29 protein-coding genes and 1 other RNA gene are annotated in these 25,432 nt (G+C 42.3%); 15 read left to right on the forward strand and 15 right to left on the reverse strand.

Going from position 1 to position 25,432, the window contains the following annotated elements:
* Positions 1 to 94 precede the first annotated feature (94 nt).
* From ACFOSV_RS01530 to ACFOSV_RS01555, 6 genes are all read right to left on the reverse strand, one after another.
* A complete protein-coding gene (locus ACFOSV_RS01530; protein ID WP_377902665.1) occupies positions 95 to 1,516 on the reverse strand; it encodes a S41 family peptidase in 1,422 nt (473 codons plus the stop codon).
* Positions 1,517 to 1,563: 47 nt separating this feature from the next.
* A complete protein-coding gene (locus ACFOSV_RS01535) occupies positions 1,564 to 2,265 on the reverse strand; it encodes a cell division ATP-binding protein FtsE (RefSeq protein WP_377902667.1) in 702 nt (233 codons plus the stop codon).
* Positions 2,265 to 2,468 carry a fructose-6-phosphate aldolase gene (locus tag ACFOSV_RS01540; protein WP_377902669.1) on the reverse strand — a complete coding sequence of 68 codons (204 nt, stop codon included), beginning with the start codon at positions 2,466 to 2,468 and terminating at the stop codon, positions 2,265 to 2,267. The genes ACFOSV_RS01535 and ACFOSV_RS01540 overlap by 1 nt, the downstream gene beginning before the upstream one ends.
* 44 nt (positions 2,469 to 2,512) lie before the next feature.
* Positions 2,513 to 3,172, reverse strand: coding sequence for a fructose-6-phosphate aldolase (gene fsa, locus ACFOSV_RS01545; protein WP_377902671.1), 660 nt, complete (start codon positions 3,170 to 3,172; stop codon positions 2,513 to 2,515).
* 70 nt (positions 3,173 to 3,242) lie between these two features.
* Positions 3,243 to 3,329: signal recognition particle sRNA small type (gene ffs / locus ACFOSV_RS01550), an RNA gene on the reverse strand.
* A gap of 104 nt (positions 3,330 to 3,433) precedes the next feature.
* Positions 3,434 to 3,679 (reverse strand): hypothetical protein, encoded by a 246-nt coding sequence (locus ACFOSV_RS01555; protein WP_377902673.1) that lies wholly within the window; start codon positions 3,677 to 3,679, stop codon positions 3,434 to 3,436.
* A 214-nt stretch (positions 3,680 to 3,893) separates the two neighbouring features.
* Here ACFOSV_RS01555 and ACFOSV_RS01560 point away from each other — a divergent pair, with 214 nt between their 5' ends.
* The 13 genes from ACFOSV_RS01560 to hisIE all read left to right on the forward strand — a co-directional run bounded on the left by ACFOSV_RS01560 (position 3,894) and on the right by hisIE (position 15,420).
* The gene (locus tag ACFOSV_RS01560) at positions 3,894 to 5,303 is read left to right on the forward strand and encodes an anthranilate synthase component I family protein (protein WP_377902675.1); all 1,410 of its coding nucleotides are present in this window, start codon (positions 3,894 to 3,896) and stop codon (positions 5,301 to 5,303) included.
* Between the two features lie 2 nt (positions 5,304 to 5,305).
* On the forward strand, positions 5,306 to 5,872 hold the full coding sequence (locus ACFOSV_RS01565; protein ID WP_377902677.1) for an anthranilate synthase component II: 567 nt from the start codon (positions 5,306 to 5,308) through the stop codon (positions 5,870 to 5,872).
* A gap of 20 nt (positions 5,873 to 5,892) precedes the next feature.
* Positions 5,893 to 6,903: an anthranilate phosphoribosyltransferase gene (gene trpD, locus ACFOSV_RS01570; protein WP_377902679.1), complete on the forward strand. Its 1,011-nt coding sequence runs from the start codon at positions 5,893 to 5,895 to the stop codon at positions 6,901 to 6,903.
* A 6-nt stretch (positions 6,904 to 6,909) separates the two neighbouring features.
* Positions 6,910 to 7,725, forward strand: a complete 816-nt coding sequence (gene trpC, locus ACFOSV_RS01575) for an indole-3-glycerol phosphate synthase TrpC (RefSeq protein WP_377902681.1) — start codon at positions 6,910 to 6,912, stop codon at positions 7,723 to 7,725.
* A gap of 1 nt (position 7,726) precedes the next feature.
* Positions 7,727 to 8,368 carry a phosphoribosylanthranilate isomerase gene (locus ACFOSV_RS01580; RefSeq protein WP_377902683.1) on the forward strand — a complete coding sequence of 214 codons (642 nt, stop codon included), beginning with the start codon at positions 7,727 to 7,729 and terminating at the stop codon, positions 8,366 to 8,368.
* An 8-nt stretch (positions 8,369 to 8,376) separates the two neighbouring features.
* Positions 8,377 to 9,555 carry a tryptophan synthase subunit beta gene (gene trpB, locus ACFOSV_RS01585; protein ID WP_377902685.1) on the forward strand — a complete coding sequence of 393 codons (1,179 nt, stop codon included), beginning with the start codon at positions 8,377 to 8,379 and terminating at the stop codon, positions 9,553 to 9,555.
* Positions 9,556 to 9,632: 77 nt separating this feature from the next.
* The gene (gene trpA / locus ACFOSV_RS01590; protein WP_377902687.1) at positions 9,633 to 10,412 is read left to right on the forward strand and encodes a tryptophan synthase subunit alpha; all 780 of its coding nucleotides are present in this window, start codon (positions 9,633 to 9,635) and stop codon (positions 10,410 to 10,412) included.
* Positions 10,409 to 11,428 carry a bifunctional 3-deoxy-7-phosphoheptulonate synthase/chorismate mutase gene (locus ACFOSV_RS01595; RefSeq protein WP_377902689.1) on the forward strand — a complete coding sequence of 340 codons (1,020 nt, stop codon included), beginning with the start codon at positions 10,409 to 10,411 and terminating at the stop codon, positions 11,426 to 11,428. The genes trpA and ACFOSV_RS01595 overlap by 4 nt, the downstream gene beginning before the upstream one ends.
* 249 nt (positions 11,429 to 11,677) lie before the next feature.
* Complete coding sequence (locus ACFOSV_RS01600; protein WP_377902691.1) at positions 11,678 to 12,463, forward strand: phenylalanine 4-monooxygenase; 786 nt, start codon at positions 11,678 to 11,680, stop codon at positions 12,461 to 12,463.
* 92 nt (positions 12,464 to 12,555) lie between these two features.
* Positions 12,556 to 13,152 (forward strand): imidazole glycerol phosphate synthase subunit HisH, encoded by a 597-nt coding sequence (hisH, locus tag ACFOSV_RS01605; protein WP_377902693.1) that lies wholly within the window; start codon positions 12,556 to 12,558, stop codon positions 13,150 to 13,152.
* 118 nt (positions 13,153 to 13,270) lie between these two features.
* Positions 13,271 to 13,990, forward strand: a complete 720-nt coding sequence (gene hisA, locus ACFOSV_RS01610) for a 1-(5-phosphoribosyl)-5-[(5-phosphoribosylamino)methylideneamino]imidazole-4-carboxamide isomerase (protein ID WP_377902695.1) — start codon at positions 13,271 to 13,273, stop codon at positions 13,988 to 13,990.
* Positions 13,991 to 14,055: 65 nt separating this feature from the next.
* Complete coding sequence (gene hisF, locus ACFOSV_RS01615) at positions 14,056 to 14,811, forward strand: imidazole glycerol phosphate synthase subunit HisF (protein ID WP_377902697.1); 756 nt, start codon at positions 14,056 to 14,058, stop codon at positions 14,809 to 14,811.
* Between the two features lie 3 nt (positions 14,812 to 14,814).
* Positions 14,815 to 15,420 (forward strand): bifunctional phosphoribosyl-AMP cyclohydrolase/phosphoribosyl-ATP diphosphatase HisIE, encoded by a 606-nt coding sequence (gene hisIE / locus ACFOSV_RS01620; protein ID WP_377902699.1) that lies wholly within the window; start codon positions 14,815 to 14,817, stop codon positions 15,418 to 15,420.
* A gap of 62 nt (positions 15,421 to 15,482) precedes the next feature.
* Here hisIE and ACFOSV_RS01625 read toward each other — a convergent pair whose 3' ends face one another.
* The 6 genes from ACFOSV_RS01625 to ACFOSV_RS01650 form a co-directional block, all read right to left on the reverse strand.
* Entirely contained in the window at positions 15,483 to 16,805 is a 1,323-nt protein-coding gene (locus ACFOSV_RS01625) for a S41 family peptidase (protein ID WP_377902701.1), read from the reverse strand.
* A 54-nt stretch (positions 16,806 to 16,859) separates the two neighbouring features.
* A complete protein-coding gene (locus ACFOSV_RS01630; protein WP_377902703.1) occupies positions 16,860 to 17,252 on the reverse strand; it encodes a Dabb family protein in 393 nt (130 codons plus the stop codon).
* 202 nt (positions 17,253 to 17,454) lie between these two features.
* The gene (gene typA / locus ACFOSV_RS01635; protein WP_377902705.1) at positions 17,455 to 19,260 is read right to left on the reverse strand and encodes a translational GTPase TypA; all 1,806 of its coding nucleotides are present in this window, start codon (positions 19,258 to 19,260) and stop codon (positions 17,455 to 17,457) included.
* A gap of 114 nt (positions 19,261 to 19,374) precedes the next feature.
* Positions 19,375 to 20,064: a hypothetical protein gene (locus ACFOSV_RS01640; protein WP_377902707.1), complete on the reverse strand. Its 690-nt coding sequence runs from the start codon at positions 20,062 to 20,064 to the stop codon at positions 19,375 to 19,377.
* Positions 20,061 to 20,753 carry a hypothetical protein gene (locus tag ACFOSV_RS01645; protein ID WP_377902709.1) on the reverse strand — a complete coding sequence of 231 codons (693 nt, stop codon included), beginning with the start codon at positions 20,751 to 20,753 and terminating at the stop codon, positions 20,061 to 20,063. Before ACFOSV_RS01645 ends, ACFOSV_RS01640 begins: the two co-directional genes overlap by 4 nt.
* Positions 20,753 to 21,100 (reverse strand): PadR family transcriptional regulator, encoded by a 348-nt coding sequence (locus ACFOSV_RS01650; protein ID WP_377902711.1) that lies wholly within the window; start codon positions 21,098 to 21,100, stop codon positions 20,753 to 20,755. Before ACFOSV_RS01650 ends, ACFOSV_RS01645 begins: the two co-directional genes overlap by 1 nt.
* A 141-nt stretch (positions 21,101 to 21,241) precedes the next feature.
* Here ACFOSV_RS01650 and ACFOSV_RS01655 point away from each other — a divergent pair, with 141 nt between their 5' ends.
* A complete protein-coding gene (locus ACFOSV_RS01655; protein ID WP_377902713.1) occupies positions 21,242 to 21,829 on the forward strand; it encodes an outer membrane beta-barrel protein in 588 nt (195 codons plus the stop codon).
* On the opposite strand, the gene ACFOSV_RS01660 is transcribed toward ACFOSV_RS01655, so the two are convergent.
* A complete protein-coding gene (locus ACFOSV_RS01660) occupies positions 21,826 to 22,485 on the reverse strand; it encodes a GDSL-type esterase/lipase family protein (RefSeq protein ID WP_377902715.1) in 660 nt (219 codons plus the stop codon). The genes ACFOSV_RS01655 and ACFOSV_RS01660 overlap by 4 nt on opposite strands.
* Before the next feature lie 251 nt (positions 22,486 to 22,736).
* Between ACFOSV_RS01660 and ACFOSV_RS01665 the strand changes: the two genes are divergently transcribed.
* On the forward strand, positions 22,737 to 23,852 hold the full coding sequence (locus tag ACFOSV_RS01665; RefSeq protein WP_377902717.1) for a DUF4407 domain-containing protein: 1,116 nt from the start codon (positions 22,737 to 22,739) through the stop codon (positions 23,850 to 23,852).
* A 31-nt stretch (positions 23,853 to 23,883) separates the two neighbouring features.
* Here the strand turns inward: ACFOSV_RS01665 and ACFOSV_RS01670 are convergent, their stop codons facing one another.
* Together ACFOSV_RS01670 and ACFOSV_RS01675 are read right to left on the reverse strand one after the other, a co-directional pair.
* Positions 23,884 to 24,636, reverse strand: coding sequence for a DUF5995 family protein (locus ACFOSV_RS01670; protein ID WP_377902719.1), 753 nt, complete (start codon positions 24,634 to 24,636; stop codon positions 23,884 to 23,886).
* Positions 24,633 to 25,364 (reverse strand): VIT1/CCC1 transporter family protein, encoded by a 732-nt coding sequence (locus tag ACFOSV_RS01675; RefSeq protein WP_377902721.1) that lies wholly within the window; start codon positions 25,362 to 25,364, stop codon positions 24,633 to 24,635. The genes ACFOSV_RS01670 and ACFOSV_RS01675 overlap by 4 nt, the downstream gene beginning before the upstream one ends.
* Positions 25,365 to 25,432 lie beyond the last annotated feature (68 nt).

Below are 25,432 nucleotides of genomic sequence, written 5' to 3' on the forward strand. Positions count from 1 at the left end.
TATAAAAGACTGGGTAATAGACAAACTACCTAAAAAATAAACCCCCAAAATTAAAATAAAGCTCAACACGCTTTCCATGATACTTCAATGACTTTTAGTGCAGCATTAGATTCTTTTCTTTAATGATTTTGCTAATGCGGTCCTCGATTAAGATACCAGAATTAATTTTTCTATCCAAGGTACTTCCTATGTCCAAACGTTCTAATTGCTCAAATCTACCTGAAGGAGCTTCACCGGTTATTTGCTGGATTGCCGTACGAAGGAGTAATTCATTGACATCACCAAGAGGAAGAAGTCTTTCAGTCCGCTCAAGGGCTATAATATTTGGCGTAAAGCCTTCTGAATAGTCCGACTCATCAAGACTGTTCAAGCTCTGTGTAACGATGGGTAAAATACCATAGCTATTTGACGGATTGTCCTCATCCTCAAAGGGAATAGACCCAACATTTTTTCCTGTTGTCTGATCTCCTATAATAAAAACGTCCATGTAGGGTCTCAATCCATTGATAATCAGCTCAGAAGCTGATGCTGTACGTTCTGATGTCAGAATGTAAACCCTGTTTCCAGATAATGTATTTCCAAGATTTTGAGCTTTAGTTCTGAAGAAATTCTGAACATTTTGAAGCTCTTCAAATTGCATCAGAAAATCATTGTATCGGGTCTTTGAAAAGACATTTTGATCTGTCACACCTGGGGCAACTAAACTGGCCAAATTGATAGCGGAGCTTACAAAACCTCCTCCATTATATCTAAAGTCTATGATGAGATGATTGATTCCGGCTGATCGGAAAGACCCGAAAATTTCATCCATTTCATCATCATAGGCCGTCGCTCCTATGGCTGGGCCTGGGTTGAAATAATGATAGACCACATAACCTATTTTTTCATTGTCTATGGTGTAAACGGTATCCAGGAAGTTAGGATTTTCCACCAATTGTACTGGAGTCAGACTAAGCTCGCCACGATCTTCATAGGCATCTGCTGTTTCATTGAAACTTCGATAAGTAATCGTATGAGGCTGATCAATTTGTCCAAGCAGGTCTCTAAAATTGTCCACAGTTAGGGTGGTACCATTGATTTGAGTAATAATATCTCCTCTGACTAGGCCGGCACTGGACGCTGGGCTCATTTTTTTGACATAAGAAATCTCCGCGATCACATCATCACTTCCTGGAGCTGCCCTAAAAAGTGTAAATTCATAGCCAGCCTCTAAGGTCACTCCAGTTAGAGATCCGATCAACTCATCATAGTCTGGGAAGATCGCTGAAAATCTATCTGTGGGTCGATTAAGTAAGGATTCAAAATAGTCTTCTGGATCTGACGTATCTGCGATTGGCGTTCGAATATCATCCAACCAAAAATAGACTTCATTCATCACTGCAGATATCCATCGATTCGCAGCCTCATTGGAGCCGGGATCAACAGGGGGAGGTGCGTCATCATCATTGTTGCAAGCATATCCGAGGGACATGGCAAGGGCGATAACGAAATAGGGGATTATTTTCTCGATCTGCATGATGTACTATTTTCTTTCAAAAACGATGTGAAATTCAACTTGTTTGACTAACCAAAGGAAACGTCGTGGACTTTACTATCGAGAAGCTTCCCGTTTTCGCATTTCAAGACACGATACGGATACTTTTTTAGAAGATCATGATTGTGGGTAGCCATCAATATTGCCGTTCCTTTTTTGTTGATTTCCTGAAAAAGTTTGAAAATCCCGTCTGCTACATCTGGGTCCAAGTTTCCAGTCGGCTCATCGGCGAGTAAGATAGAAGGCTCATTGATCAAGGCCCGTGCAATCACCACACGCTGCTGCTCTCCACCTGAAAGCTGATGTGGCATTTTGGTGGCCGCATTATTCAAGCCCACTAGCACAAGTACTTCAGCCATTCGTTCTTTGATTTTGGCTTTGTCCTTCCATCCAGTAGCCTTCATGACGAAGGAAAGATTTTCCGCAACCGTACGATCTCCAAAGAGCTGAAAGTCCTGAAATATGATTCCGATTTTTCTTCGTAAGAAGGGGACTTCCTTGGAAGTGATTTTGGTCAAATCAAATCCAGAAATCTCAATCTGACCACTCTGAAGTGCTAGATCGGCATAAAGGGTCTTAAGTAAAGAGCTTTTGCCGCTTCCAGTCCGTCCAATAAGGAAGACGAACTCATGTTGCTCCACTGAAAAGTTGACTTCAGAGAGTACTGGGTCCAAGCCTTGGAATATCGTCGTATTTCGAACTTGTAAAACTGGTTCAGTTTGGAAATCCATCAGAGGTCTAATTTTTGAAGTTTGCCAAATGGGAGTCCCTGAATTAACGTAGCGAGTTCTTCTTCCTTTCCTTCGAGTCCAAATTTCTCAATATTTTTCAAGGGCCGATCGGCTCGGAAGTACGCGACGAGGACAAAATTTTCATCCCGGATTTGGATATAATCAGGGATTTTGGCTTTCCCTTTCACTTTAATAATATACATGCGGAAAGATAAAAAAAGACCGGCAAATGCCGGTCTTTTACGCTTTATTTTCCTGATGCTTTCGCATGATCGGCTAGAAATTTCTCTAGGCCCGAATCTGTAAGTGGATGTTTTAGTAATCCTGTGATGACATTCAGCGGGCATGTAACTACATCCGCACCAATCTCAGCACATTTAATCAAGTGCATGGTATGGCGTACTGATGCAGCGAGTACTTCGGTTTCGAATCCATAGACATTGTAGATATGGACGATTTGCTGGATAAGTTCGAGTCCGTCAAAAGAGATGTCGTCCAATCTCCCAATAAATGGAGATAGGTATGTGGCACCTGCTTTAGCGGCTAGGATGGCTTGACCCGCAGAAAACACAAGTGTACAATTCGTACGAATTCCTTTCTGACTGAAATATTTGATGGCTTTGATACCGTCTTTGATCATTGGGATTTTTACCACGATCTTATCATCTATGGCAGCAAGTGATTCGCCTTCTCGGATCATGCCTTCAAAGTCGGTGGAGATGACCTCAGCACTAACTTTATCATCAACGATGTCACAGATGGCTTTATAATGTGCTCTCACATTATCGTCTCCTGTGATGCCTTCTTTGGCCATTAAAGAGGGATTTGTGGTTACACCATCTAGAACACCTAGGTCGTAGGCTTCTTGAATTTCTGCAAGGTTTGCGGTATCAATAAAAAACTTCATGCTCGTTTTAGGTTTAAGTTGTCTAGCAAAGTTAAAAGATAAAACGAGGGAACCCTGACGTGGGGAAAAAAAAGAAGCGGCATCGCACCGCTACAACCACCTACCCTTGCTTCCTTCCGGACCTGGGGGATTCAGCAGGAGCTGGTCGTGCCGCTAGGCCACAAAGGTAAAGCAAAAATTACGCTTTGCAATGCTGAAGTTGGGAAAATGCCCCTTTATTTTCTCTGCGACTGATTGTCAGATAAATAAGTGAAAGTCGTCTTATTTGACTTTGGACAGCAAGAGTTGGAATTCCAAAGCAGAAGCATGGATAAAGTCATCTTCCGCGAGATCTTCAAAGATTTCTTCGTCAAATTCCATTTCGGTTTTCTCGATCTTTCCATCAGGATGTACAATCAATTCCACCCCCGTAAAATTATTTGGATTCACTTGTACGTAAATTTCGTAGGTCTTTAGCTTTCGTTTGAAATATTGAGAAATGGCCATGCTTTTCGTTTTTCTTTTCAAAAATATGTGGATTTTTTCTAAGTTTCTCTTTGTGATATCAAACCCCTTTCTAAATTTGTCGCTATGAAAAGCACTAAAGCAAATTATTGGTGGTGGCATACTGTATCTTTCCAAAGGGAAGTTCGGAAGGCTCATGGCTGATATTTGTTGAAAAAATATCAAATGGCTTACTGGAATCCCGGTAAGCCTTTTTTTATGTTCAAATTTTTGAAAAATGAATAAAAACGAATTTAAGTTAATCACCAGCTATAGAAAGCGTCTCGCTGATACAATCACCCCCGTGAGCATTTACTTGCAGATCAGGGATCGCTTTGCCAATCCGATTTTGCTGGAGAGCTCAGATTATCACGGTCAGGAAAATAGCTTTTCTTATATCTGTTTTAACCCCTTGGCTACGTTTAGCTTTAATAATGGTAAGGTGACAGAAACTCTCCCAAGCGGTACCATTCAATATTCTATAAAAGGAGAGGAGAAGCTCGTCGACCACCTGCGCACTTTTGGGAATCGATTTTCCGTCCCAGAAGATAATTTCAAATTCAGTTCCAATGGGGTGTTTGGCTATATACAGTATGACACGGTATCCTATTTTGAGGATATTAAGCTGGAGTCCACCATACCATCAGAGACCCCAATGATGCATTACTCGGTATATAAAAATATCATCGTAGTGGATCATTATAAGAATGAATATCATCTTTTTGAACATCAAGTGGAAGGTCAAGAGGGGCCAGATAATCTGGATGAAATCGAGACTCTACTGAACAACAAAAATATTCCATCCTATAAATTCAGCCTTTCGGGAGAGGAATCCTCAAACTATACTGATGAAGAGTTCCTTAAAATCCTCGCTGAAGGAAGAGACCACTGCTTTAAAGGAGATGTTTTTCAGATCGTTCTCTCCCGCCAATTTAGGACCTCGTTCAAAGGTGATGAATTCAATGTTTATCGCGCGCTTAGATCTGTAAACCCCTCGCCATACTTGTTTTATTTCGACTATGGAAACTTCAAAGTTTTTGGGAGTTCACCAGAGGCTCAGATTGTGGTTCAGGACAAAAAAGCAACGATTTACCCGATTGCGGGCACATTTAGACGTACCGGGAATGATGCTGAGGATGCAGAACTGGCTCGAAAGCTGTATGACGATCCAAAGGAAAATTCGGAGCATGTCATGCTGGTGGACCTAGCGAGAAATGATCTCTCGAGATCTTCCGAAAAGGTCAGCGTGGATGTGTTTAAGGAAATCCAATACTACTCACATGTAATTCACTTGGTTTCGAAGGTCACAGGTCAATTACCTGAAAATGCAAATCCACTTCAACTAGTTGCAGATACCTTTCCTGCAGGCACCCTTTCCGGTGCTCCAAAGTACAAAGCCATGCAACTCATAGATCGATTGGAAAACCGGCCGAGAGAATTCTACGGAGGAGCTATTGGTTTCTTAGGTTTCAAGGGGGATTTTAACCATGCTATCCTGATTCGATCTTTCGTTTCGGAAAAGAACGAGCTCCGATTCCAAGCAGGTGCAGGGGTAGTAGCGAAGTCACACATCCCTTCAGAATTGCAAGAGGTGTCAAATAAATTGGAAGCGCTAAGAGTTGCATTAAGAGCGGCTGAAAAAATATAAGTATGCGAATTTTAGTTTTAGACAATTACGACTCCTTTACCTATAACTTGGTCTATATCCTTCGGAGTTTGGGGTATGGAGATCGCATGGATATTTATCGAAATGATAAAATCGATTTGGAAACCGTAGACCAATATGATAAAATTTTGCTTTCTCCAGGTCCAGGCGTGCCTTCGGAGGCAGGAATCATGCCTGATTTGCTGAAAGCTTACGCGGACAAAAAATCAATTCTTGGGATTTGTCTTGGTCATCAGGCTATCGGTGAAGCTTTTGGTGGAACATTGACCAATCTCAAGGAGGTCCTTCATGGAGTAGGTACCTCCGTGAAAGTAGAGCAAGACTTGTTATTTGAGGGGATTACCGATACTTTTAATATTGGGAGATATCACTCTTGGGTCATCAACGAATCCACCCTTTCGCCAGACTTAAAAGTGATTGCTCGAAGCCAGGATAATCAGATAATGGGAGTTTGCCATCGAACCTTCGATGTTCGCGGTTTGCAATTTCACCCAGAAAGCATCCTTACCGAACATGGAGTAAAAATCATTGAAAACTGGGTGAAAAAATAACATCCAGAAAAGATAGAAGCATGAAAGAAATACTGAATTTATTGATATCACATAGCACTCTGGACAAAACCCAGGCGAGAGAGGTGTTGAGAAATATAGCCACGGGAGAATACAATTCCAGTCAGATTGCCGCATTTATGACTGTGTATCTCATGCGGAGCATCACCGTGGAGGAGCTCAGCGGATTCCGCGAGGCGATGCTCGATCTTTGCGTGAAAGTGGATATCGCTGAATATGATGCCATGGATCTCTGTGGCACTGGAGGAGATGGTAAAGACACTTTTAATATTTCCACCTTATCCTCTTTTATCGTGGCGGGAGCCGGTCAAAATGTGGCCAAACATGGAAATAATGGGGTTTCATCCATTTGTGGATCCTCCAATCTTCTAGCTTATTTTGGCTACGAATTTACAAACGATATGGGTGAAATCAGGCGAAGTCTTGATGAGGCGGGCATCTGTTTTTTGCATGCTCCCCTTTTTCATCCAGCCATGAAAAATGTGGCACCTATCCGCAGAGAACTAGGCGTAAAGACGTTTTTCAATATGCTTGGCCCCATGGTAAATCCGAGTTTTCCAAAGAAACAACTCGTTGGGGTTTTTAGTCTTGAATTGGCGCGCTTATATGGCTATTTGTATCAAGGAATGGAAGGCAATTTCTCTATTTTACATGCTTTGGATGGGTATGATGAGATTTCCTTGACTGGGCCATTTAAGATGATCTCAAATCAGGGTGAAAAGGTATATCTACCAGAAAATATAGGATTGAGTAAACTTGATGCCCAGTCTATTGTTGGAGGAGAGACAATCAAAGAATCGGCGCAGATCTTTCAGTCCATTTTGAACGGAAAAGGAACCCAAAGCCAAAATCAAGTTGTAATTGCAAATTCGGCCGCAGCACTATTCACGGCAGATCCTTCCTTGACATTTCAGTCAGCGGTGGAAAAGGCCAAAGAGTCTTTGCTAAGCGGCAAGGCTAAAAAAGTATTTGAAAAATTAGTTAACCCAAAGACATCCGTGTCATTTGCCTAATCAATCATGAATATCCTAGACAAAATACTCGCTCATAAAGCAAAGGAAGTAGCGGAGAAAAATAGCTTAGTACCGGTAAAACTGCTTGAGCAAAGCATCTATTTTGACAGCAAAGTAGTTTCGCTTAAAAAGTATGTACAAGACCCTGAAAAATCTGGAATCATCGCTGAGTTCAAAAGGAATTCGCCTTCAAAGGGTACGATCAATGGATCTGCAAGTCCTGAAAAAGTAAGTATTGGATACATGCAGGCAGGAGCTTCGGCACTTTCGATTCTTACTGACAAAGAGTTTTTCGGTGGATCAAATGAAGATTTGAAAACTGTTCGAAAATTCAATTATTGCCCCATTCTTCGAAAGGATTTCGTACTTGAGGAGTATCAGATTATCGAGGCCAAGTCCATTGGTGCAGATGCGATTTTATTGATTGCGGCTGCATTGGAACCCCAAAAGCTGAAGTCCTTGGCCTACTTTGCAAAGAGTTTGGGTTTGGAAGTTTTGATGGAAGTACACGATGAAGAGGAATTAGATCGAAGCCTTTGTGACGGGATAGATTTAGTGGGGGTAAACAATCGGAACCTTAAGAATTTTGAGGTAAACATCGATACTTCGCTAAGCCTTGCGGATAAGATTCCCAGTAGCTTTGTAAAAGTATCCGAAAGTGGAATTTCCAAGGTAGAAAGCCTGATTGAATTGAAAAAAGCTGGATTTGACGGGTTTTTGATTGGAGAAAACTTTATGAAAACCAGCCGTCCAGAGCAAGCGGCCTACACCTTTATCAAGGACTTTCAGCGCAAATTGCAAGCTGAGAAATTGAACGCCTAAGATGGAGATCAAGGTGTGTGGCATGCGAGAGATTTCAAATATGCAGGATTTGATTCTGCAGGTCAGCCCAGACTGGATGGGACTGATTTTCTATTCGAAATCTCCACGATTTGTCAAAGACGAGTTGAAAGGCGAAGTGAAAAAAATACAAGTCCCCAAAGTGGGTGTCTTTGTCAATGAATCAATAGATTATGTTCTAGACAAAGTTCAAAAATATGATCTCGCGGCGATTCAGCTTCACGGCAAAGAAAGCGTGGGATTTGTGGCTGAATTGAAAAACCAAACCACAGCGGAGATTTGGAAAGTGGTTTCGGTGGGAGAAGATTTGAATTGGGAGGAATTGAAGGCTTATGTGGGCCAAATTGATCGGTTTTTATTTGATACGGCAACAAATACCCATGGGGGAAGTGGGAAGAAATTTGACTGGGGCTTACTAGATAGCTATCCTTTCCAAGTTCCATTCATGTTGAGTGGAGGTATTGATCTGGAAAGCGTCAAACGAGTGAAGGATTTGAAAAAGGCTTGTCCTCAGCTGATCGGGGTGGATCTGAATTCTAAATTTGAAACAGAACCAGGAATTAAGGATGTAGCGATGCTACGGAATTTTAAAGAAGAATTACTTGGACTTCGGTCCGTAAACTGATACAAAAGATGATACGAGTAGATGAAAAGGGCTTTTATGGAAAATTTGGAGGGGCATATATACCAGAAATGCTTCATCCCAACATTGAGGAGCTAAGAGAAAATTATGAAGCCATCGTGGCTACACCGGAGTTTCAAGAAGAATTTCAGATGCTTCTAAGAGATTTTGTGGGAAGACCCACGCCCTTATATTTTGCGAAGCGCATGTCTGAAAAATATGGTGCGAAGATCTACTTTAAGCGGGAGGATCTCTGTCATACAGGGGCGCACAAGGTGAACAATACGATTGGTCAAATCATTCTGGCTAAAAAACTGGGTAAAAAGCGAATCATCGCCGAGACCGGTGCAGGTCAGCATGGGGTAGCCACGGCTACGGTGTGTGCCTTGATGGGGATGGACTGCACGGTATATATGGGGGAGCTCGATATTCATAGACAAAAACCCAATGTGGAGCGTATGAAGATTTTGGGAGCCAAGGTGGTTCCAGCGACATCAGGCTCTAAAACCTTAAAAGACGCCACAAATGAAGCTATGCGTGCTTGGATCAATAATCCTGTAAACACGCATTATATCATCGGCTCCGTGGTGGGACCACATCCATATCCCGAGATGGTGGCAAGATTCCAATCCGTAATCTCGGAGGAAATGAAGTGGCAGCTTTTGGAGAAAGAGGGTAGGGAAAATCCCGATGCGGTGATCGCTTGCGTAGGTGGAGGTAGCAATGCTGCTGGGGCGTTTTACCATTACTATAACACCCCAGAAGTGCGATTGATCGCGGCTGAAGCAGCTGGGTTGGGAGTGAGTTCGGGTAAGTCAGCCGCAACTACTGCGCTTGGCACGCCTGGTATTTTGCATGGCTCGAAGACACTACTGATGCAAACACAAGATGGACAGGTGGTCGAGCCACATTCGATCTCTGCAGGATTAGATTATCCTGGAATTGGACCGGTTCACGCGCATTTGTTTGACATAGGCCGTGGAGAATTCGTGGCTGTGGAGGATGAAGACGCGATGAAAGCCGGAATCGAACTCAGCCGAATGGAAGGGATTATTCCAGCCATCGAAACTGCTCACGCTATTCATGCCTTGAACCTGATCGAGTATCGCAAAGATGATGTGATCGTGATCAATCTCTCCGGTCGTGGAGATAAGGATTTGGATACGTATATCAAGTGGGGAAACTATTAAGCTGGAAGAGGGAAGACTGGAGACCGAAGTAAAAGTCTCTCGTCTTCCGTCTCCTGTCTTCAGACTTTTAAATAAACATGAACCGAATACATTATTTATTCAATCAAAAAAAGGAGCGAGTCCTCTCGATCTACTTTACAGCAGGTTTTCCCAAGTTAGAGGATACAGTTCCAGTGATGGAGGCTATTCAGGCAGGCGGAGCGGATATCATTGAGATTGGCGTACCTTATTCCGATCCGATCGCCGATGGGCCTACTATTCAAGATAGCAATCTGATTGCCTTGGAAAATGGAATGAGCATGCGAAAGCTTTTCGAACAATTGATTGGCTTCCGATCTAAAATTCACATTCCGGTAGTATTGATGGGCTATTTGAATCCCATTATCCAGTTTGGTATGGAGGAGTTCTGCCAGAAATGCAAAGAAGTGGGGATCGATGGACTGATTCTGCCTGATCTACCCATGCAGCAATACCTAGATGAATACAAGGAGGTTTTTGATCGCTATGGGTTGGTCAACACATTCCTGATCTCCCCACAGACTTCTGAGAAGCGAATTCGTGAGATCGACGAAAACTCTGATGGATTTATCTACGTGGTGTCCTCTCATAGTATCACAGGAGCCAAAAAAGGGATCACAGCCGAGCAGATGGCTTATTTCAAAAAGGTGGAAGATATGGGCTTAAAAAATCCACGCTTGATAGGCTTTGGAATTTCTGATGCCGAAACCTTTACCACTGCATCTAAATTCAGCCAAGGTGCCATCATCGGTTCTGCTTTTATTAAAACAATGAAAGATTCAAAAAACCTGAGTGAAGACATTCGGCAATACATACAATCTGTAATCAACCAACTATGATTATTCAATTACAACCTGATATTTCGGCTTCGCAAAAAGAAAAGCTGAATGACCAAGTCAATGGTATCGGCTATAAAACAACTTCAGTAAAGACCCAACTAGGGGAGTATATTATTGGTATTGGAAAAAGTGAATTCGATATCCGTAAAATCGGTCAATTAGATGGGATTAAGGACATCCACATCGTTTCTGACGAATACAAGTTGGTTTCCAAAAAATGGAAGGCCAAGCCAACCGCCATTGATTTGGGTGATGGGGTAGCTATCAAGGATGGGGAAATGGCGATTATCACAGGTCCTTGTTCGATTGAGTCGGAGGAGCAAATCCGTAAAGTCGTGCAACACTGTGTGGACAATGGCATCAAAATGATGCGAGGTGGGGTGTTTAAACCACGTAGCTCTCCCTACGCGTTCCGAGGCTTAGGGCTGGAGGGGTTGAAATTGTGGTATGACATCGCACATGAAGCCGGGATCAAGATAGTGACGGAGGTAATGCAGACTTCGCAGATTGAAGAAATGTATCCTTACGTCGATGTTTATCAAGTAGGTGCTCGAAATTCCCAAAATTTCAATCTTTTGGATGAACTCGGGAAAGTCGACAAAGCGGTGATGATAAAGCGAGGAATCTCTGGCACGATCGAGGAGCTACTTCAATCGGCAGAATATGTGTTTTCTGGAGGAAATGAAAAGCTTATCCTTTGTGAGCGCGGAATCAGAACTTATGAAAGAGCTTCCAGAAACACCTTGGATCTCAACGCGATTCCGATCTTGAAGGCCAAATCTCACCTCCCGGTGATTGTGGATCCATCACATGGCATAGGTTTGAGGGCTTATGTGCCTCAAATGGCTTTGGCTGGAGTGATGGCAGGTGCAGATGGTATTATTTATGAATCTCATGAGATTCCAGAAAAAGCTTATTCTGATGGCCAGCAGACCTTGGATTTTGAACAAAGCGCTCGACTAGCGGCTTGGATTCGAGATAGTTTTGCAATGAGAAAGAATTTCGACCTTTTATAAAATAGCATTGTAAGACCAGTTTTCTGTTTGTATTTTAGCAACATGAATCCAACCCCAAGAACATATGTACATCATTCTCACTATCGACTTCAATGAAGGAGTAGGATGACTATGTGTTTTTGGTAAATCATATAAAGACCTGCTCCAACAAGGAGCAGGTCTTTTTGTTTTCAGATAAAAATACTGCATTAAATCTAAAATGCGCAAAATGTATAAACTAGATTAGTATCATATAAACCCGAATAAAACATGAACTCTAAGCCAAAAGATTGGGTCTTTACGGACCCGCGACTTCAGGATCTCAAACAGGATTACGCTGCTTACACTGAGGAGGACTTTAAAGTATGGAAGATTCTCTTTGAGCGGCAAATGCCAAATCTTCCCACAGCGGCTTGTGAGGCCTATTTGAAAGGAGTGGAGACCGTGAAATTTAATGCGGATGAAATCGCAAACTTTGAAAAACTAAACAAGATTCTAGCAGATACTACAGGTTGGCAAGTACAGGTGGTTCCAGGACTGATCGACGATGATTTGTTCTTTGGCTTGCTCAACAATAAGCGTTTCCCCTCGTCGACATGGCTTCGCAAAATGGAGCAGCTCGATTATTTGGAAGAGCCAGACATGTTTCATGACGCCTTTGCACATATGCCTCTACTCACTGACCCGCATTATACTGGGTTCTTGGAGGATATTTCAGGTATAGCATTGAAGCATATCAAAGATCCATATGCGATTAATTTACTCAGTAGAATTTACTGGTTCACGATTGAATTTGGTTTGATCCGGGAAAAAGGAGAATTGAGGATTTATGGGGCAGGTATCTTGAGTTCCAAAGGAGAAACTAAATTTAGCCTCTCTGACGAACCAATCCACTTGCCGTATGACGTACGCACGATCCTGAATCAGCCTTATTGGAAGGATAAATTCCAGGATCGCTATTTCATTATCGAAAGTTTGGAGCAGCTTTATGGTTCCTTGCCAGAGATTGAAGAAGTCCTAGAGGAAATGCTAGCTGAAAAAGAAATAAGAAGCTAGAAACAAGAAAAAAGAAAAATGGTCAGATGCAAGATGACCGATGTCGGATGCAATTCATCGGACATCGGACATCGGACACCGGACTTCTACACATGAAAATAGCAGTTATCAAATACAACTCAGGCAATGTGCAGTCGGTGCTTTATGCCTTAGAGCGATTAGGTGCAGGGGCTATCTTGACAGATGATCCTGATGAAATCAGAACGTCGGATAAGGTGGTTTTTCCTGGTCAGGGAGAGGCTAGTACGGCCATGCGTTATCTGAAGGCTAAGAAACTGGATACACTTATTAAGGAAATCAAACAGCCTTTTTTGGGAGTTTGCCTAGGCTTGCAACTGCTTTGCGAGCATTCCGAAGAAAATAATACGGATTGCTTGGGGATTTTTCCTGTGAAGGTGAAGAAATTTATTCCTGAAAATTCACAGGAATTTAAAGTGCCACATGTGGGTTGGAATGAACTGGAAAATCTCTCCCATAATCCACTTCTAAAAGGACTTCTGGCTAATCCATTTGTTTACTATGTGCACAGCTTTTACGCGGAACTAGCAACAGAAACCATTGCCACTACGCATTACATCCACGATTTCTCCGCTATGCTTCATCGCGATAATTACTATGCCATTCAGGCCCATCCGGAAAAGAGCGGATTAGTAGGAGAGAAGTTGCTGAGTAATTTTCTTTCATTATGAAACTACACTTCGACTTCGCTCAGTGTGACCAAAGTCTGTGTCAGGCTGAGCGAAGGTGAAACCTTATTAGTAATTTAATTTACCAATATTCTAATTTTAGAATCTTTCAATTCAAAAAATGCACATCATTCCCGCCATCGACCTTATTGGAGGCAAATGCGTCCGACTCAGCCAAGGGGACTATTCCAGCAAGAAAGAATACCATGATGATCCTGTCGAAATGGCCAAACGATTTGAAGGAGCTGGGATCAGCCGATTGCACCTCGTGGATTTGGATGGTGCTAAAGCTAAAAAAATAGTAAACGGATCTGTTTTAGAAGGAATCTGCACAAAGACCAATTTGCAAGTAGATTTTGGTGGAGGGATCCAATCAGACGAGGAAATTGAAAAAGCTTTTGCACTAGGAGCCAAACAAGTGACTGGAGGTAGTATCGCGGTGAAAAACCCTGCGCTTTTTCAAGAGTGGATCCGAAAGTATGGTAAGGAGAGAATCATTTTAGGAGCAGATGCAAAAGACAGGAAAATTGCGGTTGGAGGCTGGGAGGAAACTACCAAAGTAGATTTGATTCCTTTTATTAAGGATTATGTAGCCAAGGGAATTAGCTATGTGATCTGCACCGATGTGGCGAAAGATGGACTGTTGCAGGGGCCTTCGGTTGATTTGTACAAAGAGATTTTAGAGGAACTTCCAGAGCTGAAACTGATCGCCAGCGGAGGTGTTTCGTCTATGGAAGACCTAGAGAAACTGGAGAAAATCGGCGTCTATGGAGCAATTGTAGGCAAGGCGTATTATGAAGGGAAGGTGACTTTGGAGGAATTAGCAGAATTTAATCGATAGACTAACTTTGCAACCTGCCAACTTTCCAAACTGATTTTCCAATTTTAAAATTTGCCAATCCGAAAATGCTTACAAAAAGAATAATCCCCTGCCTAGATATCAAAGATGGTCGCACGGTGAAAGGCGTCAATTTTGTCGAGCTTCGAGATGCCGGTGATCCGGTTGAGCTGGCAAAGATTTATTCGGATGAGGGTGCGGATGAGTTAGTGTTTTTGGATATCACAGCGACCGTGGATAAGAGAAAGACACTCGCCGAGCTTGTCACCAAAGTAGCCAAGGCGATTAATATCCCTTTCACCGTGGGTGGAGGGATATCTACCGTGGAAGATGTCAAAGTACTCCTTGGTGCAGGTGCAGATAAGATTTCGATCAATTCTGCTGCCGTAAAAAATCCTCAAATCATAGATGAAATGGCGGCAGAGTTTGGTTCGCAGTGTGTCGTCGTAGCGATCGATACTCGAGATGTGGATGGGACGGACTATGTGCATACCCACGGAGGTCGCAAACCTACTTTGCTCCAGACACAGGCTTGGGCACAGGAAGTCGCGGATAGAGGAGCAGGAGAGATCTTACTTACTTCGATGGATCACGACGGAACCAAAGCAGGTTTTGCCAATGAAATCACTGCAGAAATTTCCAGCATGCTGAGTATTCCTGTGATTGCTTCCGGCGGAGCTGGAAATATGCCGCATTTCAAAGATGTGTTTACCTTTGGGAAAGCAGATGCCGCGTTGGCGGCTAGTATTTTTCACTTTAAAGAGATTCCTATTCCTGAGTTGAAAGGTTATTTGATTCAGGAAGGAATAAGTATAAGAAATTAGAAAATGAGTAAGCAAAAGATAGATTTTGATAAAATGAATGGTCTGGTGCCAGCGATCGTACAGGATGCGATCAGTGGTAAGGTTCTCATGCAGGGTTATATGAATGAGGAGGCACTTACCAAAACGGAGGAAACTGGTCAGGTGACGTTTTTTAGCCGTAGCAAAAATCGATTATGGACAAAAGGCGAGACTTCTGGCAATTTTATGAAGCTAGTGAGCATCGCGATAGATTGTGATGGTGATTCAATTTTGGTGAAAGCCAATCCACGGGGACCTGTTTGCCATACAGGCTCGGATACGTGCTTTGATGAAGTCAATTCTTCGAAAACAGGATTTATCGATCAACTTCGTGCGATTATCAAGGATCGAAAAAACAACCCATCAGACAAATCCTACACGGCTTCGCTTTTTGCTAAAGGCATCAACAAGGTTGCCCAAAAAGTGGGAGAGGAGGCTGTGGAAATCGTGATTGAAGCCAAGGACGATAATAAGGAATTATTCCTAGGTGAAGCTGCAGACTTAATGTTTCATTACTTAGTTCTTTTGGAAGCCAAAGGCTATGAACTCGATGAGGTAATGGAGGTTTTGATGGAAAGGCATAAAAAATAATTCCGATCAAATCAGACGGTCAAAAAAAATCCCGACTCGAAAGAATCGGGATTTTTTGATTTTTAGTATGCGGGGAACTCCTGCTTCAGTCCTTTAAAGGCATCGATCATTTCCCATTTCGGTTTGAAATAGGTGTTGATCATTCGACCGTTTACTGCGCCATTTTGGATATAACTCAGAGCCGCTTGAAGACGAAGGTCATTTTGATCTCCCCAATTAAACTGAGGTGAATCTCCTACCATAAAGTCTGCAGGAAAGCCATCGAAGTAATCAGCTTTACCTTCCGAATTAGCTGTTGCAAAAGTGATTGGAACCAGCTCTACATCATTTTCTTGAAGAGTTCGATTATATCTAGAAAGCGGAAAAGAGCCTACGGGTTTACCAAACGTGTTGTCGCCGATTAAGACTAAATCCATATACGGATCCAAGCTGTTGATCACTAATTCTGATGCTGATGCTGAGCCACGAGAGGTAATAAATACAACTCCATCCAAGGATAGACCACCCAATTTTGTAAAATTTGTACCCGTTCCCAAGAAGTCTGTTTTTAGGGAGTTAAGTTTATTAACGTACATCAATTTGCCATTATTCCCCGCCTGAATGAGGTAGTTCATAATTTGCTCCGCGACGGCAACCGATCCGCCACCATTGTAGCGTAAGTCAATGATCAACTCGTCTATACCTGCGGCCTGGAAAAAGCTCATAGATTGATCAACTTCCACGCTTTTGGTAGGACTTTGTCCTTGAGTCGCTTTGAAGCTTTGGTATACCCAGTAGCCTACTTTTTTATCATTTAGGTCAATGATTTCTTGGTGCAAAACAGAATTGGACTGATACTCGGCCTTCACATTGGTACGTGTGGTGGTGGATCCGTCGGGAAGCCTAAAGGTGAACGAATTACTAATACCAGGATCAGAAGGGCCCAGATTGAAATTATAACTGCCAGTTGCAGTTCGATAACTTGAGATGGGCTGTCCGTTGATTTCGATGATTTCCCAGCCACGCTCCCAGCCGTCCTTTCCTGCAGGAGATTCAGAAAACACAAAACTCAGAAACAGGCGATCATCCGCATCAAATGCGAATCCAAAGCCATGGCCAGCATTTCTGCCTACGAATGAATTATTAAAAGCTTCCTGAGTAGTAATGTAAGAAAAACGATCCAGAGGCTTGAATGTAATCGCATTCAAAAAGTCCTGATTTGACTCAAAGTCGGCGCCATTTGGGGCAGGTGGAAGCTCCTCATTCCAGAAGTACCATTCTTCCATGCTAGAATAAATTGCGCTCTTAACGAGATCTCCACTAGGGTTTGGAACAGGATCTTCCTTTGGGTCGCAGGCCCAAAAGCTGATGAAAGCCAGTCCAAAAATCCACGTAAATTTTTTCATAGGGTGATTTGATTGTCCTGATTTGCTAACGTATAAATCCGAGGCAAGGATATATTAAATCGCGATATCATAAACCTTTACCGCACTCCACATTGAAGAATACTTCTCAATAAAGGCCAAATGTAACGGGTCCGACTGATAGGTAGCCTGATCTTCGAGGCTATCGAAGAATAATGTACAGGAAACCTGGAAGCTATGATCGACTACATCACGATCTTCGGTGTCAGCTGGGACACCTGCAATAAATTTGTCGACGGTCTTACAGCGGCCCAGCATTGGTACGGCTTCGGTTAGGAATTCTTGGGTATTTGCCTTGTCATGTAACCAGAAGTAGACCTGGTGAATCATCTTTTGTTTTGCCATTTCGTTTGCGATTGTTGGGATAGGTAAGCTTGCTGCAGCGCTTGCTACACCCAGAGTTTTTAAAAATTTTCGTCTTGATTTCATGGATTTGATTGCGGTTTTGGAGGTCAAAGAATTTCTGATCCTCCTGATCTTAAAGATAAAAATTAAAATTGCTTTTGGGTAAATCCAATGGAATTAGCGAATGGGATCAGCCGGCTTCTCGTATTTCTTTTTGTGTAATGGGGCAAAAAAAATCCCTCAAACTTTTCGCTTGAAGGATTTAAATATTTAGGCTTTCAGTAGATTAAGACTCTTTCTTAGCCATACGTGAGCGCTCGTTTTCATCCAAATAAATCTTTCTCATTCGAATAGATTTTGGGGTAATCTCGAGGTATTCGTCCTTTTGGATGTATTCCATGGACTCTTCCAGTGAAAACTTCTTAGCTGGTGCAATACGAGTATTATCATCAGAACCAGATGCACGCATATTGGTTAGTTTTTTACCCTTCTGCACATTGACCACGATATCGTTGTCTCGGGAGTTTTCTCCGATTACCTGACCCGTGTAAAGCTCATCACCTGGCTCCACGAAGAAAGTACCTCGATCTTGAAGTTTGTCAATGGCATACGCGGTACACTGCCCACCTTCCATGGAGATCAAAGAACCGTTGATTCTACCTGGGATTGGGCCTTTGAAAGGCTCATACGCAGAAAATCTGTGGTTCATGATGGCTTCACCTTGTGTGGCGGTAAGCACGTTATTTCTCAAACCGATCAAACCTCTTGATGGGATTTTGAACTCAAGGTGCTGTAAGTCGCCTTTTGGCTCCATAATCAAAAGTTCACCTTTTCTTTGGGTAGCAAGTTCAATAACTTTTCCCGCAGATTCAGATGGAACATCTACCACTAGAGTCTCGATTGGCTCACATTTTTCGCCGTCAATTTCTTTGAAAATAACCTGAGGCTGTCCAACCTGAAGCTCATAACCTTCGCGACGCATGGTTTCGATCAATACAGACAAGTGAAGAATTCCTCGTCCGTAAACCAAGAATTTATCCTCAGAATCAGTTGATTCTACGCGAAGGGCTAGATTCTTTTCCATCTCCTTCATCAATCGATCTCTCAGGTGACGAGAAGTCACGAATTTTCCTTCCTTACCAAAGAAAGGAGAGTTGTTGATTGTGAAGAGCATATTCATTGTAGGCTCATCAATTGCGATTCTTGGAAGTGGCTCAGGATTCTCCAAATCAGCGATAGTATCACCGATTTCAAAATCCTCAATACCAGTCACAGCACAAATGTCGCCTGCTACTACAGTTGATACTTTTGCTTTGCCAAGGCCTTCGAATGTATGGAGTTCTTTCACTTTCACCCGCTTGATGCTTCCATCAGCTTTGCAAAGTGCGACTTGCTGATTTTCAGAAATACTTCCTCTTTTCACTCTTCCGATGGCAATACGACCTACGAAATTGGAATAATCCAAAGAGGTGATCTGCATTTGAAGGGTTCCCTCATCAATTTTAGGAGCAGGAATGTGTTCCAATATCGCATCCAATAGAGGAAGAATTGAGTCGGTTGGGTTTTTCCAATCAGGACCCATCCAGTTTTGCTTAGCTGATCCGTAGAGGGTTTGGAATTCCAATTGCTCCTCTGTAGCATCTAAGTTGAACATCAATTCGAAAACTGACTCGTGAACCTCATCAGGGCGACAATTTTCTTTGTCCACCTTATTTACTACCACGATTGGCGTAAGACCAAGATCAAGAGCTTTACCCAATACAAATCGTGTCTGAGGCATCGGTCCCTCGAAGGCATCCACAAGTAGGATCACTCCATCAGCCATTTTGAGGACACGCTCCACTTCACCACCGAAATCGGCGTGACCAGGTGTGTCAATGATATTAATTTTAGTGTCCTTGTATCGAACAGATACGTTTTTTGAAAGGATGGTAATTCCTCGCTCTCGCTCTAGATCATTGCTATCTAAGATGAGATCGTCAAATTGTTGGTTTTCACGAAAGATTTTAGAAACGTGAATGATCTTGTCAACAAGGGTAGTTTTGCCGTGATCGACGTGCGCGATAATGGCGATATTCCGAATATTCTGCATGGTTTGCGGTATTGAAGGCGCAAAAGTACGAATAATATTTCGTAGTAAGGTGGAGTGAGATAAAGTATAAAGCGAAAAGACTGAATTTCTTGCTCTCGACTCTAATGCAGAAGCTTAGGATCCGTAGATCTTCTTCAGTTCCTCGATTTCTAACATGGTTTTGTCCAATAGTCGGGGTAGGGTAAATAGACTTAATGCAAACCAAACCAAAATGAATCCGATAATTCCGGCTAAGACGATTACGAATAATGGGTCATTCTCAAAAGATGCTGAATAGACATGCTGATAAGAATAAAGGCTACAGAGCAGGCCTATATTCAGGAGCTGAAAAATATGATTTGAGGATAGGTACGCTGCGTAATTCTTGTATTCGGAGTGCTTTCTCCAATACTTCACGATTAAAAATAAACTTCCAAGCAAGCAAAAGCCTGCCAGAAAAAGTATCCAGCTTTTGGGGTCGTCGATCAAATTTGACGCTTGATAGATCAGTGCACTTAGAAGCAGAGGCAGAATGATACGATAGGATAAGAAGAGATTCCTTATTTCTAAAAGGTAGTTTTTCCAAAACCGCTTTTCTATGCTCTTCCGATATGAATCAGCCAAATCCGAAAACCCAAAAATCCCGAATTCACTATGCACTTTTCGAAAGGCATCGTCCAGAGCTAAGCTTGGATTTTGTTCCAGCAACTTCTCCACTTTGCAGGCCACATGATCCAAAATCTCATATTGCACATCGATCTCCGGATAGCCTTTATAGGAGATTAGTTTTTTAAGTTGGGTTATTTGGAAAGAGGACAATTTCATATCAGCGCAGATTTTGATTTGATTTTCCAAGTTTCAATTAAGGAAAGGCAATAGGTGAGGTAAAAAAGGCACAGTATGAATGACATCACAATAAAGTAGATTCCATCGAAGTAAGCTTCACCCTCAAAGCCTAAAATTTTTGGGATATGAATAAACATATTGAAAAGCCCAAGGACCAACACAAATTGTAAAGTGATATTAGAAAAATAGGAAGAATGAATAACTGATTTTTGCCCAATAGCTTTCTTTATTTTTTTTACCTTTTGATGAGATTGGAACCAAATCGCAATAAAAACCACCCCTAAAATCCCCATTGGTAATGCCGTGACTAATCCCCGCTCTTTTCCCTCGAGATTGTTCCAGAAATAAGTGAGCAGGATTAAGACCGATAAGGTGCCAATGAATCTTGGCCAAGTAAAATAACTTTTGACTATGGCCCATTGAGTCTTATGAATGTCTTTTTTGGTAGCCTTTAGTAATTTAGCCTGCAAGGCATGACAATAGCTGTAAGTGAACTTCTTCTCGAGCTCAAAAAGCTCTTGATCAAAGTTGGCAGCTGATTCTTTTTCCAAATGACTCACGTAGTGATCATAGATTTCCATCAGGATTTCTGCGGAGGTGATTTCCTTTACTTGAATAGCTTTTTGCACCCTGATGATTTCTTCCTGTGTTAATTCTCTTCTTTCCATCAGATTCCAAATTTGGGTTTCATTTCAGGATTCAGGATTAGCTGGAGATTTTCCACAAAGGAGTTTAACTCACTCATTTTATTGCTCATCTCCTTTTGTCCCGACTGTGTGAGGCTGTAATATTTCCGAACTCGGTTGTCCACTTGTTCGATTTCCGTGGAAAGTAGGCCCTCCGCCTCAAGCTTATGCAAGGCTGGGTAAAGTGCCCCCTCAGTAATTTTGATTTCACCTGCTGTGAGTTCCTTTACGCGTTGGGTGATCTCATAGCCATACATGCGGTCATTTTCCTCAAGTAGCTTGAGAATGATCGTCTGAAGGCTTCCTTTGATTAAATTATTATTGGACATAGCGTAAGTTATTACCTAATCATGTCAAATGTATAAAAAAATTATATACATAAGAAACGGAGGTATAAAAATTTGCATATTGCCTCAAAATCTGTTTTGGTTCTGTTTTTGTAGCTCTAGGGACATTCCAAAATATCCAAAATGAAAGTCTTCCAATTCCTTTTCGCTCTTTTGATGTTTCTTTTTGCTTCTACTTTGGCCTTTGGCCAAAATAAAGGAGCTGGATTTGGTGTGAAAGGAGGCTTGAACTACAATACTTCAGGAAAATATTTTCAGGATGCTGAATCGATCTGGAAAAATCCAGAGGCCTCATCAGGCTATCATTTTGGTGCCTTTTACAAATTCGGGAATTACGACCTCTACCTTCGACCTGAGTTACTATTTACCCAAACCAAATTTGATACAGGAAATGGTATTGCTGAGCTTTCCAGGATTGATGCTCCTGTGATGGTTGGACTACATTTCTTTGAAATTATATCCGTCATGGCAGGACCGTCTTTTCATTACACGCTCAGCGATAATTATACCTCCACCATTGAAGGAACAACCAACGATCCTTTACGCTTTGGGTATCAATTTGGTCTCGGGCTAAACGTAGGACCTATTGGTCTTGATCTCCGCTATGAACGAGAATTCAATGATCAGAAAATCAATTTTGATCGAGTCTTTGGAGGGACAACTGATTTCAAATCCCAGCAAGTGATTTTAGGGCTTTCTTTTCAGTTTTAGTCCACGACATAAGGTCGAAAAATTTCAGCCCAAATCTCATAGCCCTTCGGATTCATATGAAGTCGGTCCATGATAAAGATATCTACTTTAGGCTCCCCTTTATCGTCTAGCATTGCTTCCCATACATCCACAAATTCTACCCCTTCCTTGGTCTGGGTATATTCTTTCATGAGACGATTTAACACGAGGTAGGATTCTTTAATTTCCCAACGGGCCGGACTTGGTTTGGCACTCACGAGATAGACTTCAGTGTTTTTATTTTCTCGCTTGATCCAGGTGACAATTTCATCTAGCTCTTTCATGATGGTGGAGACTTCTTTTTTTGCCCAAAGGTCATTGTCACCTTCATATATGAATACCTTTGAGGGGACATATTTCAGCACCAAAATGGGCAAATGAGCCAATAAATCCGAGGCTTGCGAACCACCAAAGCCTGTGTTGATAATGTTTTGCTCTGGGAAAGTTTGCTTAAGATTCATCCAGAATCGTACGCTTGAGCTCCCGGTAAAAACCAAGCCTCCCGGCTGCCAACCTTGATTTTCTATTTTTTCGGTCAGTGCATCTACTTCACTTTGGAAGGGTTTGTCTTGCCCGAAGGCAAAGACGGTGAGAAAAAGAAATAGAACGGTTGATAAAACTTTGATCGCGTGTTTCATAGCCGAATCTAAAATGTAAATCTCGAATGTGCAAAAGCGTTCAGGAGATGGTCATTTTCGTACAGGACGGACAATCGTCGGTTTTGTACAGAAATAGTGATTGGAATATTATGTTTCATGAAAAGATGGATTTCGTCCCTTCAGAGGCCCTTTTCGTCACAAAATAAGTTTTTTTGAACCGATTCAAGTTGATTCAAAGCATTTTGGAGAAGTTTTAGCGTTAGAAGCATAGACATTCAATTCACCAAATTATGCATGGACTTACCCGTTTTTTTTGGTTCTGTAGCGGAGCTAATTTTGCGATCCTTAAAAGAACTCCCACCGAATCAAATAAATATGTAGGAATAGGGGCTACCGTATTTTTCACTGGCGTGTTGGCAGCTCTTGCGGCAGGCTATGCGCTATTCACGATATTCCAGAGTCTACTACCTGCAGTGATCTTCGGGTTGCTTTGGGGTCTAGTGATCTTTAATCTGGATCGATTTATTGTCTCTTCCATGCGGAAGAAGGAAAAAGCTTGGGACGAATGGAAGCTTGCCATCCCTCGTTTGGTATTGGCGGTGCTTTTGGCATTCGTGATATCCAAACCACTGGAGTTGAAGATGTTTGAGCGAGAGATCAATCGTGAGTTGGACGAGCAAAAAACACTTTTCATCGCCGAGTCCAAGGCAAATTTAGCCAAGGGCTTTCCCGAAATACAAGAATTGGAAAATAATATCTTGGCTTTGAAAGCCGAAGTGGAGGAAGCCGAGTCTTTCCGAGATCAAGTTCAAAAGGAGTATGATGCGGAGCGTTTTGGAGAAAAGACCTCGAGTACCAGTGGTATTGTGGGGCTGGGTACCAATGCGAAAAAGAAGGAAGAGCAACTCGATGCGGCACAACGCGATTTGGATCAACTGAGAACCCGAAATCAAGCCCGAGTAGATACGCTGGAGAAGCAGATTCGTGATTTTATGGCTCTTCGACAGGCGGAATTTGAAAAGCAGCAGCCGGGAATCGATGGATTTGATGGTTTGGCGGCTCGTATAGACGCAATGTCCCGTTTGACGGAGGAGAGTTCGGCCATGGCTTTAGCTAATATTTTTATCATTTTACTCTTTATCGCTATCGAGACCTCTCCGATTTTTGTAAAACTTATTTCTGCCCGAGGACCTTATGATGAGCTTTTGGAACTACATGAGGATAAAGTAAAATTATTCAAGGGGGAAAAATGGACCTTTGCCAAGGGCGAATCTGAGGCTAGGGTAAGTTACTTTCAGGATACTCATTTTTATGCCACAGATTTGAAGAAAGAAAAAACCAATCGTAAAAATAAAGCACAGATTCGATCTGAAATTGAGGAAGTTGAGCGTCGATATCAGTCTTGAATACTTAAATTTTAGTGTACGCTTCACTTATTTAATCCATAGTGCCTAATTCGTCCAGCTGATCCATGGTTCTGCTTACAGATTTCCACTCAGCAAATCCTATGATTTTGATTAATAAGGAAAGGAATTTTCCTGGGGAGATGAGTTTTTGTGCCAGCCCTGCGATATTTTTATCCCGATCTTGAATTTGGAATTCTTTGTTTGGATCCAGGTGATATTCGCCGGCGTATTTCCATGCCCCATCTCGTGCCAGTTGGATGGAGAAATTTAGCAGCATTTCGTCCTTACCCTTTGCCAACGGCATCAGCCAACCAAAAATAGGGGATACGGCACTGATATTTCCTTTGACTCCGTCTACAAGCTCAGAGAGGATGTCGTTGATCTTGTTGAAATCCTTTTGAATGCCGGCTAATTCCTGACCTTTCATGGTCTCCGAGGTTGCGATGCCCAAGTCTAAATTGATATGCGCATTGATCCCCAAAAAGAGATGTTGTAAGACTAGGTGATTTTTAGACTCACTGGCCTCAAAGGCCACTAGCCAGCTTTTGGTCGTGGGCTTTTTGACGTACCAAAGCTCATATGCGTCGATAAATCGTTTAGCAAAAAGCACATCGAGTAGTTCCATCCTCGAATTATCCTCAAATTCTTTATTCGCGATGCCTTGGGCAATCCTTCGGGTTACTTGACGGTAGAGTATGGCAAAGTATCCGATACGAGATTCAGAAGTCCTACACTCTTCGACTATTTCATCCATGCGGCTCAAGACCTCAGCGATCGTTGTCATGATTGATTGAGGAAAAAGTTTTCTAAAAGATCGCCAACGTAGTAAGCCACCAGTGCGGCTAGCAATCCGAGTAGCACTGTTTCGGCTATGCTTCGCAAAGCTGAAGTTTGATTGACCACGCTTTTCAGCCAACCTACTATCATAAATGCCATTCCAGTTAGCACACTCGTCCAGAGAAAAATATTGATTTGTACCTCGCTAAAGAAGTCCCAGAGATAGACCATCAAAGGAATGAAACCTACAAGAATAAAGGAGACCAAGGTGGCAAAACCTATCCGGAAGGGGCTTTTCACATCCATCATTAGGTTGAGTTCATCTTTCATCATCTCGGCTACCCATAGGTCTTTATCCGAACAAATCTGATCCACTACTTTTTCCAAAAGTTCACCTCTAAAACCTTTTGCGGCATAGATCTCCCGGATCTCTTCGCGTTCTGTTTCAGGTAGATTTTCTACCTCCCAATATTCGATGTCCTGATGTTTCTTGTAATTTTCATTCTCGCTTTTCGCCGAGAGATAAGCACCGACTGACATAGAGAAGCCATCTGCCAGTAAATTTGCTAAGCCCAAAATAATAATGATTCCAGTGTCCAGATTTGCACCAAAACCGCCTGCGACCACGGCAAAGGTAGTCACGGCTCCATCTATTCCTCCGTAAACGAATTCTCGCAAGTATTCCTGCAGTTTGCCAAAGCGGCTAGTTTCTTGGTGAATTATACTTTCTTTCATGTGTTTATAATTTGTTTTTAAAAGGACACATGGAATCTCGCAGCGATTACAATCATCCCAATTTGTGG

The sequence above is a fragment of the Algoriphagus namhaensis genome, from assembly GCF_042649705.1.
GTDB classification, from domain to species: Bacteria; Bacteroidota; Bacteroidia; order Cytophagales; family Cyclobacteriaceae; genus Algoriphagus; species Algoriphagus namhaensis.

What these genes read in the sequence shown, in the direction of transcription:
- ACFOSV_RS01600 (WP_377902691.1), top strand. Translation starts at nt 11,678, where the DNA reads ATGAACTCTAAGCCAAAAGATTGGGTCTTTACGGACCCGCGACTTCAG.
- hisIE (WP_377902699.1), top strand. Translation starts at nt 14,815, where the DNA reads ATGAGTAAGCAAAAGATAGATTTTGATAAAATGAATGGTCTGGTGCCA.
- ACFOSV_RS01640 (WP_377902707.1), bottom strand. Translation starts at nt 20,064, where the DNA reads ATGAAATTGTCCTCTTTCCAAATAACCCAACTTAAAAAACTAATCTCC.
- fsa (WP_377902671.1), bottom strand. Translation starts at nt 3,172, where the DNA reads ATGAAGTTTTTTATTGATACCGCAAACCTTGCAGAAATTCAAGAAGCC.
- ACFOSV_RS01595 (WP_377902689.1), top strand. Translation starts at nt 10,409, where the DNA reads ATGATTATTCAATTACAACCTGATATTTCGGCTTCGCAAAAAGAAAAG.
- ACFOSV_RS01630 (WP_377902703.1), bottom strand. Translation starts at nt 17,252, where the DNA reads ATGAAATCAAGACGAAAATTTTTAAAAACTCTGGGTGTAGCAAGCGCT.
- ACFOSV_RS01580 (WP_377902683.1), top strand. Translation starts at nt 7,727, where the DNA reads ATGGAGATCAAGGTGTGTGGCATGCGAGAGATTTCAAATATGCAGGAT.
- ACFOSV_RS01650 (WP_377902711.1), bottom strand. Translation starts at nt 21,100, where the DNA reads ATGTCCAATAATAATTTAATCAAAGGAAGCCTTCAGACGATCATTCTC.
- ACFOSV_RS01565 (WP_377902677.1), top strand. Translation starts at nt 5,306, where the DNA reads ATGCGAATTTTAGTTTTAGACAATTACGACTCCTTTACCTATAACTTG.
- trpD (WP_377902679.1), top strand. Translation starts at nt 5,893, where the DNA reads ATGAAAGAAATACTGAATTTATTGATATCACATAGCACTCTGGACAAA.
- ACFOSV_RS01665 (WP_377902717.1), top strand. Translation starts at nt 22,737, where the DNA reads ATGCATGGACTTACCCGTTTTTTTTGGTTCTGTAGCGGAGCTAATTTT.
- ACFOSV_RS01655 (WP_377902713.1), top strand. Translation starts at nt 21,242, where the DNA reads ATGAAAGTCTTCCAATTCCTTTTCGCTCTTTTGATGTTTCTTTTTGCT.
- ACFOSV_RS01660 (WP_377902715.1), bottom strand. Translation starts at nt 22,485, where the DNA reads ATGAAACACGCGATCAAAGTTTTATCAACCGTTCTATTTCTTTTTCTC.
- ACFOSV_RS01560 (WP_377902675.1), top strand. Translation starts at nt 3,894, where the DNA reads ATGAATAAAAACGAATTTAAGTTAATCACCAGCTATAGAAAGCGTCTC.
- trpB (WP_377902685.1), top strand. Translation starts at nt 8,377, where the DNA reads ATGATACGAGTAGATGAAAAGGGCTTTTATGGAAAATTTGGAGGGGCA.
- ACFOSV_RS01625 (WP_377902701.1), bottom strand. Translation starts at nt 16,805, where the DNA reads ATGAAAAAATTTACGTGGATTTTTGGACTGGCTTTCATCAGCTTTTGG.
- trpC (WP_377902681.1), top strand. Translation starts at nt 6,910, where the DNA reads ATGAATATCCTAGACAAAATACTCGCTCATAAAGCAAAGGAAGTAGCG.
- trpA (WP_377902687.1), top strand. Translation starts at nt 9,633, where the DNA reads ATGAACCGAATACATTATTTATTCAATCAAAAAAAGGAGCGAGTCCTC.
- ACFOSV_RS01675 (WP_377902721.1), bottom strand. Translation starts at nt 25,364, where the DNA reads ATGAAAGAAAGTATAATTCACCAAGAAACTAGCCGCTTTGGCAAACTG.
- typA (WP_377902705.1), bottom strand. Translation starts at nt 19,260, where the DNA reads ATGCAGAATATTCGGAATATCGCCATTATCGCGCACGTCGATCACGGC.
- ACFOSV_RS01670 (WP_377902719.1), bottom strand. Translation starts at nt 24,636, where the DNA reads ATGACAACGATCGCTGAGGTCTTGAGCCGCATGGATGAAATAGTCGAA.
- ACFOSV_RS01530 (WP_377902665.1), bottom strand. Translation starts at nt 1,516, where the DNA reads ATGCAGATCGAGAAAATAATCCCCTATTTCGTTATCGCCCTTGCCATG.
- hisA (WP_377902695.1), top strand. Translation starts at nt 13,271, where the DNA reads ATGCACATCATTCCCGCCATCGACCTTATTGGAGGCAAATGCGTCCGA.
- ACFOSV_RS01540 (WP_377902669.1), bottom strand. Translation starts at nt 2,468, where the DNA reads ATGTATATTATTAAAGTGAAAGGGAAAGCCAAAATCCCTGATTATATC.
- hisH (WP_377902693.1), top strand. Translation starts at nt 12,556, where the DNA reads ATGAAAATAGCAGTTATCAAATACAACTCAGGCAATGTGCAGTCGGTG.
- hisF (WP_377902697.1), top strand. Translation starts at nt 14,056, where the DNA reads ATGCTTACAAAAAGAATAATCCCCTGCCTAGATATCAAAGATGGTCGC.
- ACFOSV_RS01535 (WP_377902667.1), bottom strand. Translation starts at nt 2,265, where the DNA reads ATGGATTTCCAAACTGAACCAGTTTTACAAGTTCGAAATACGACGATA.
- ACFOSV_RS01645 (WP_377902709.1), bottom strand. Translation starts at nt 20,753, where the DNA reads ATGGAAAGAAGAGAATTAACACAGGAAGAAATCATCAGGGTGCAAAAA.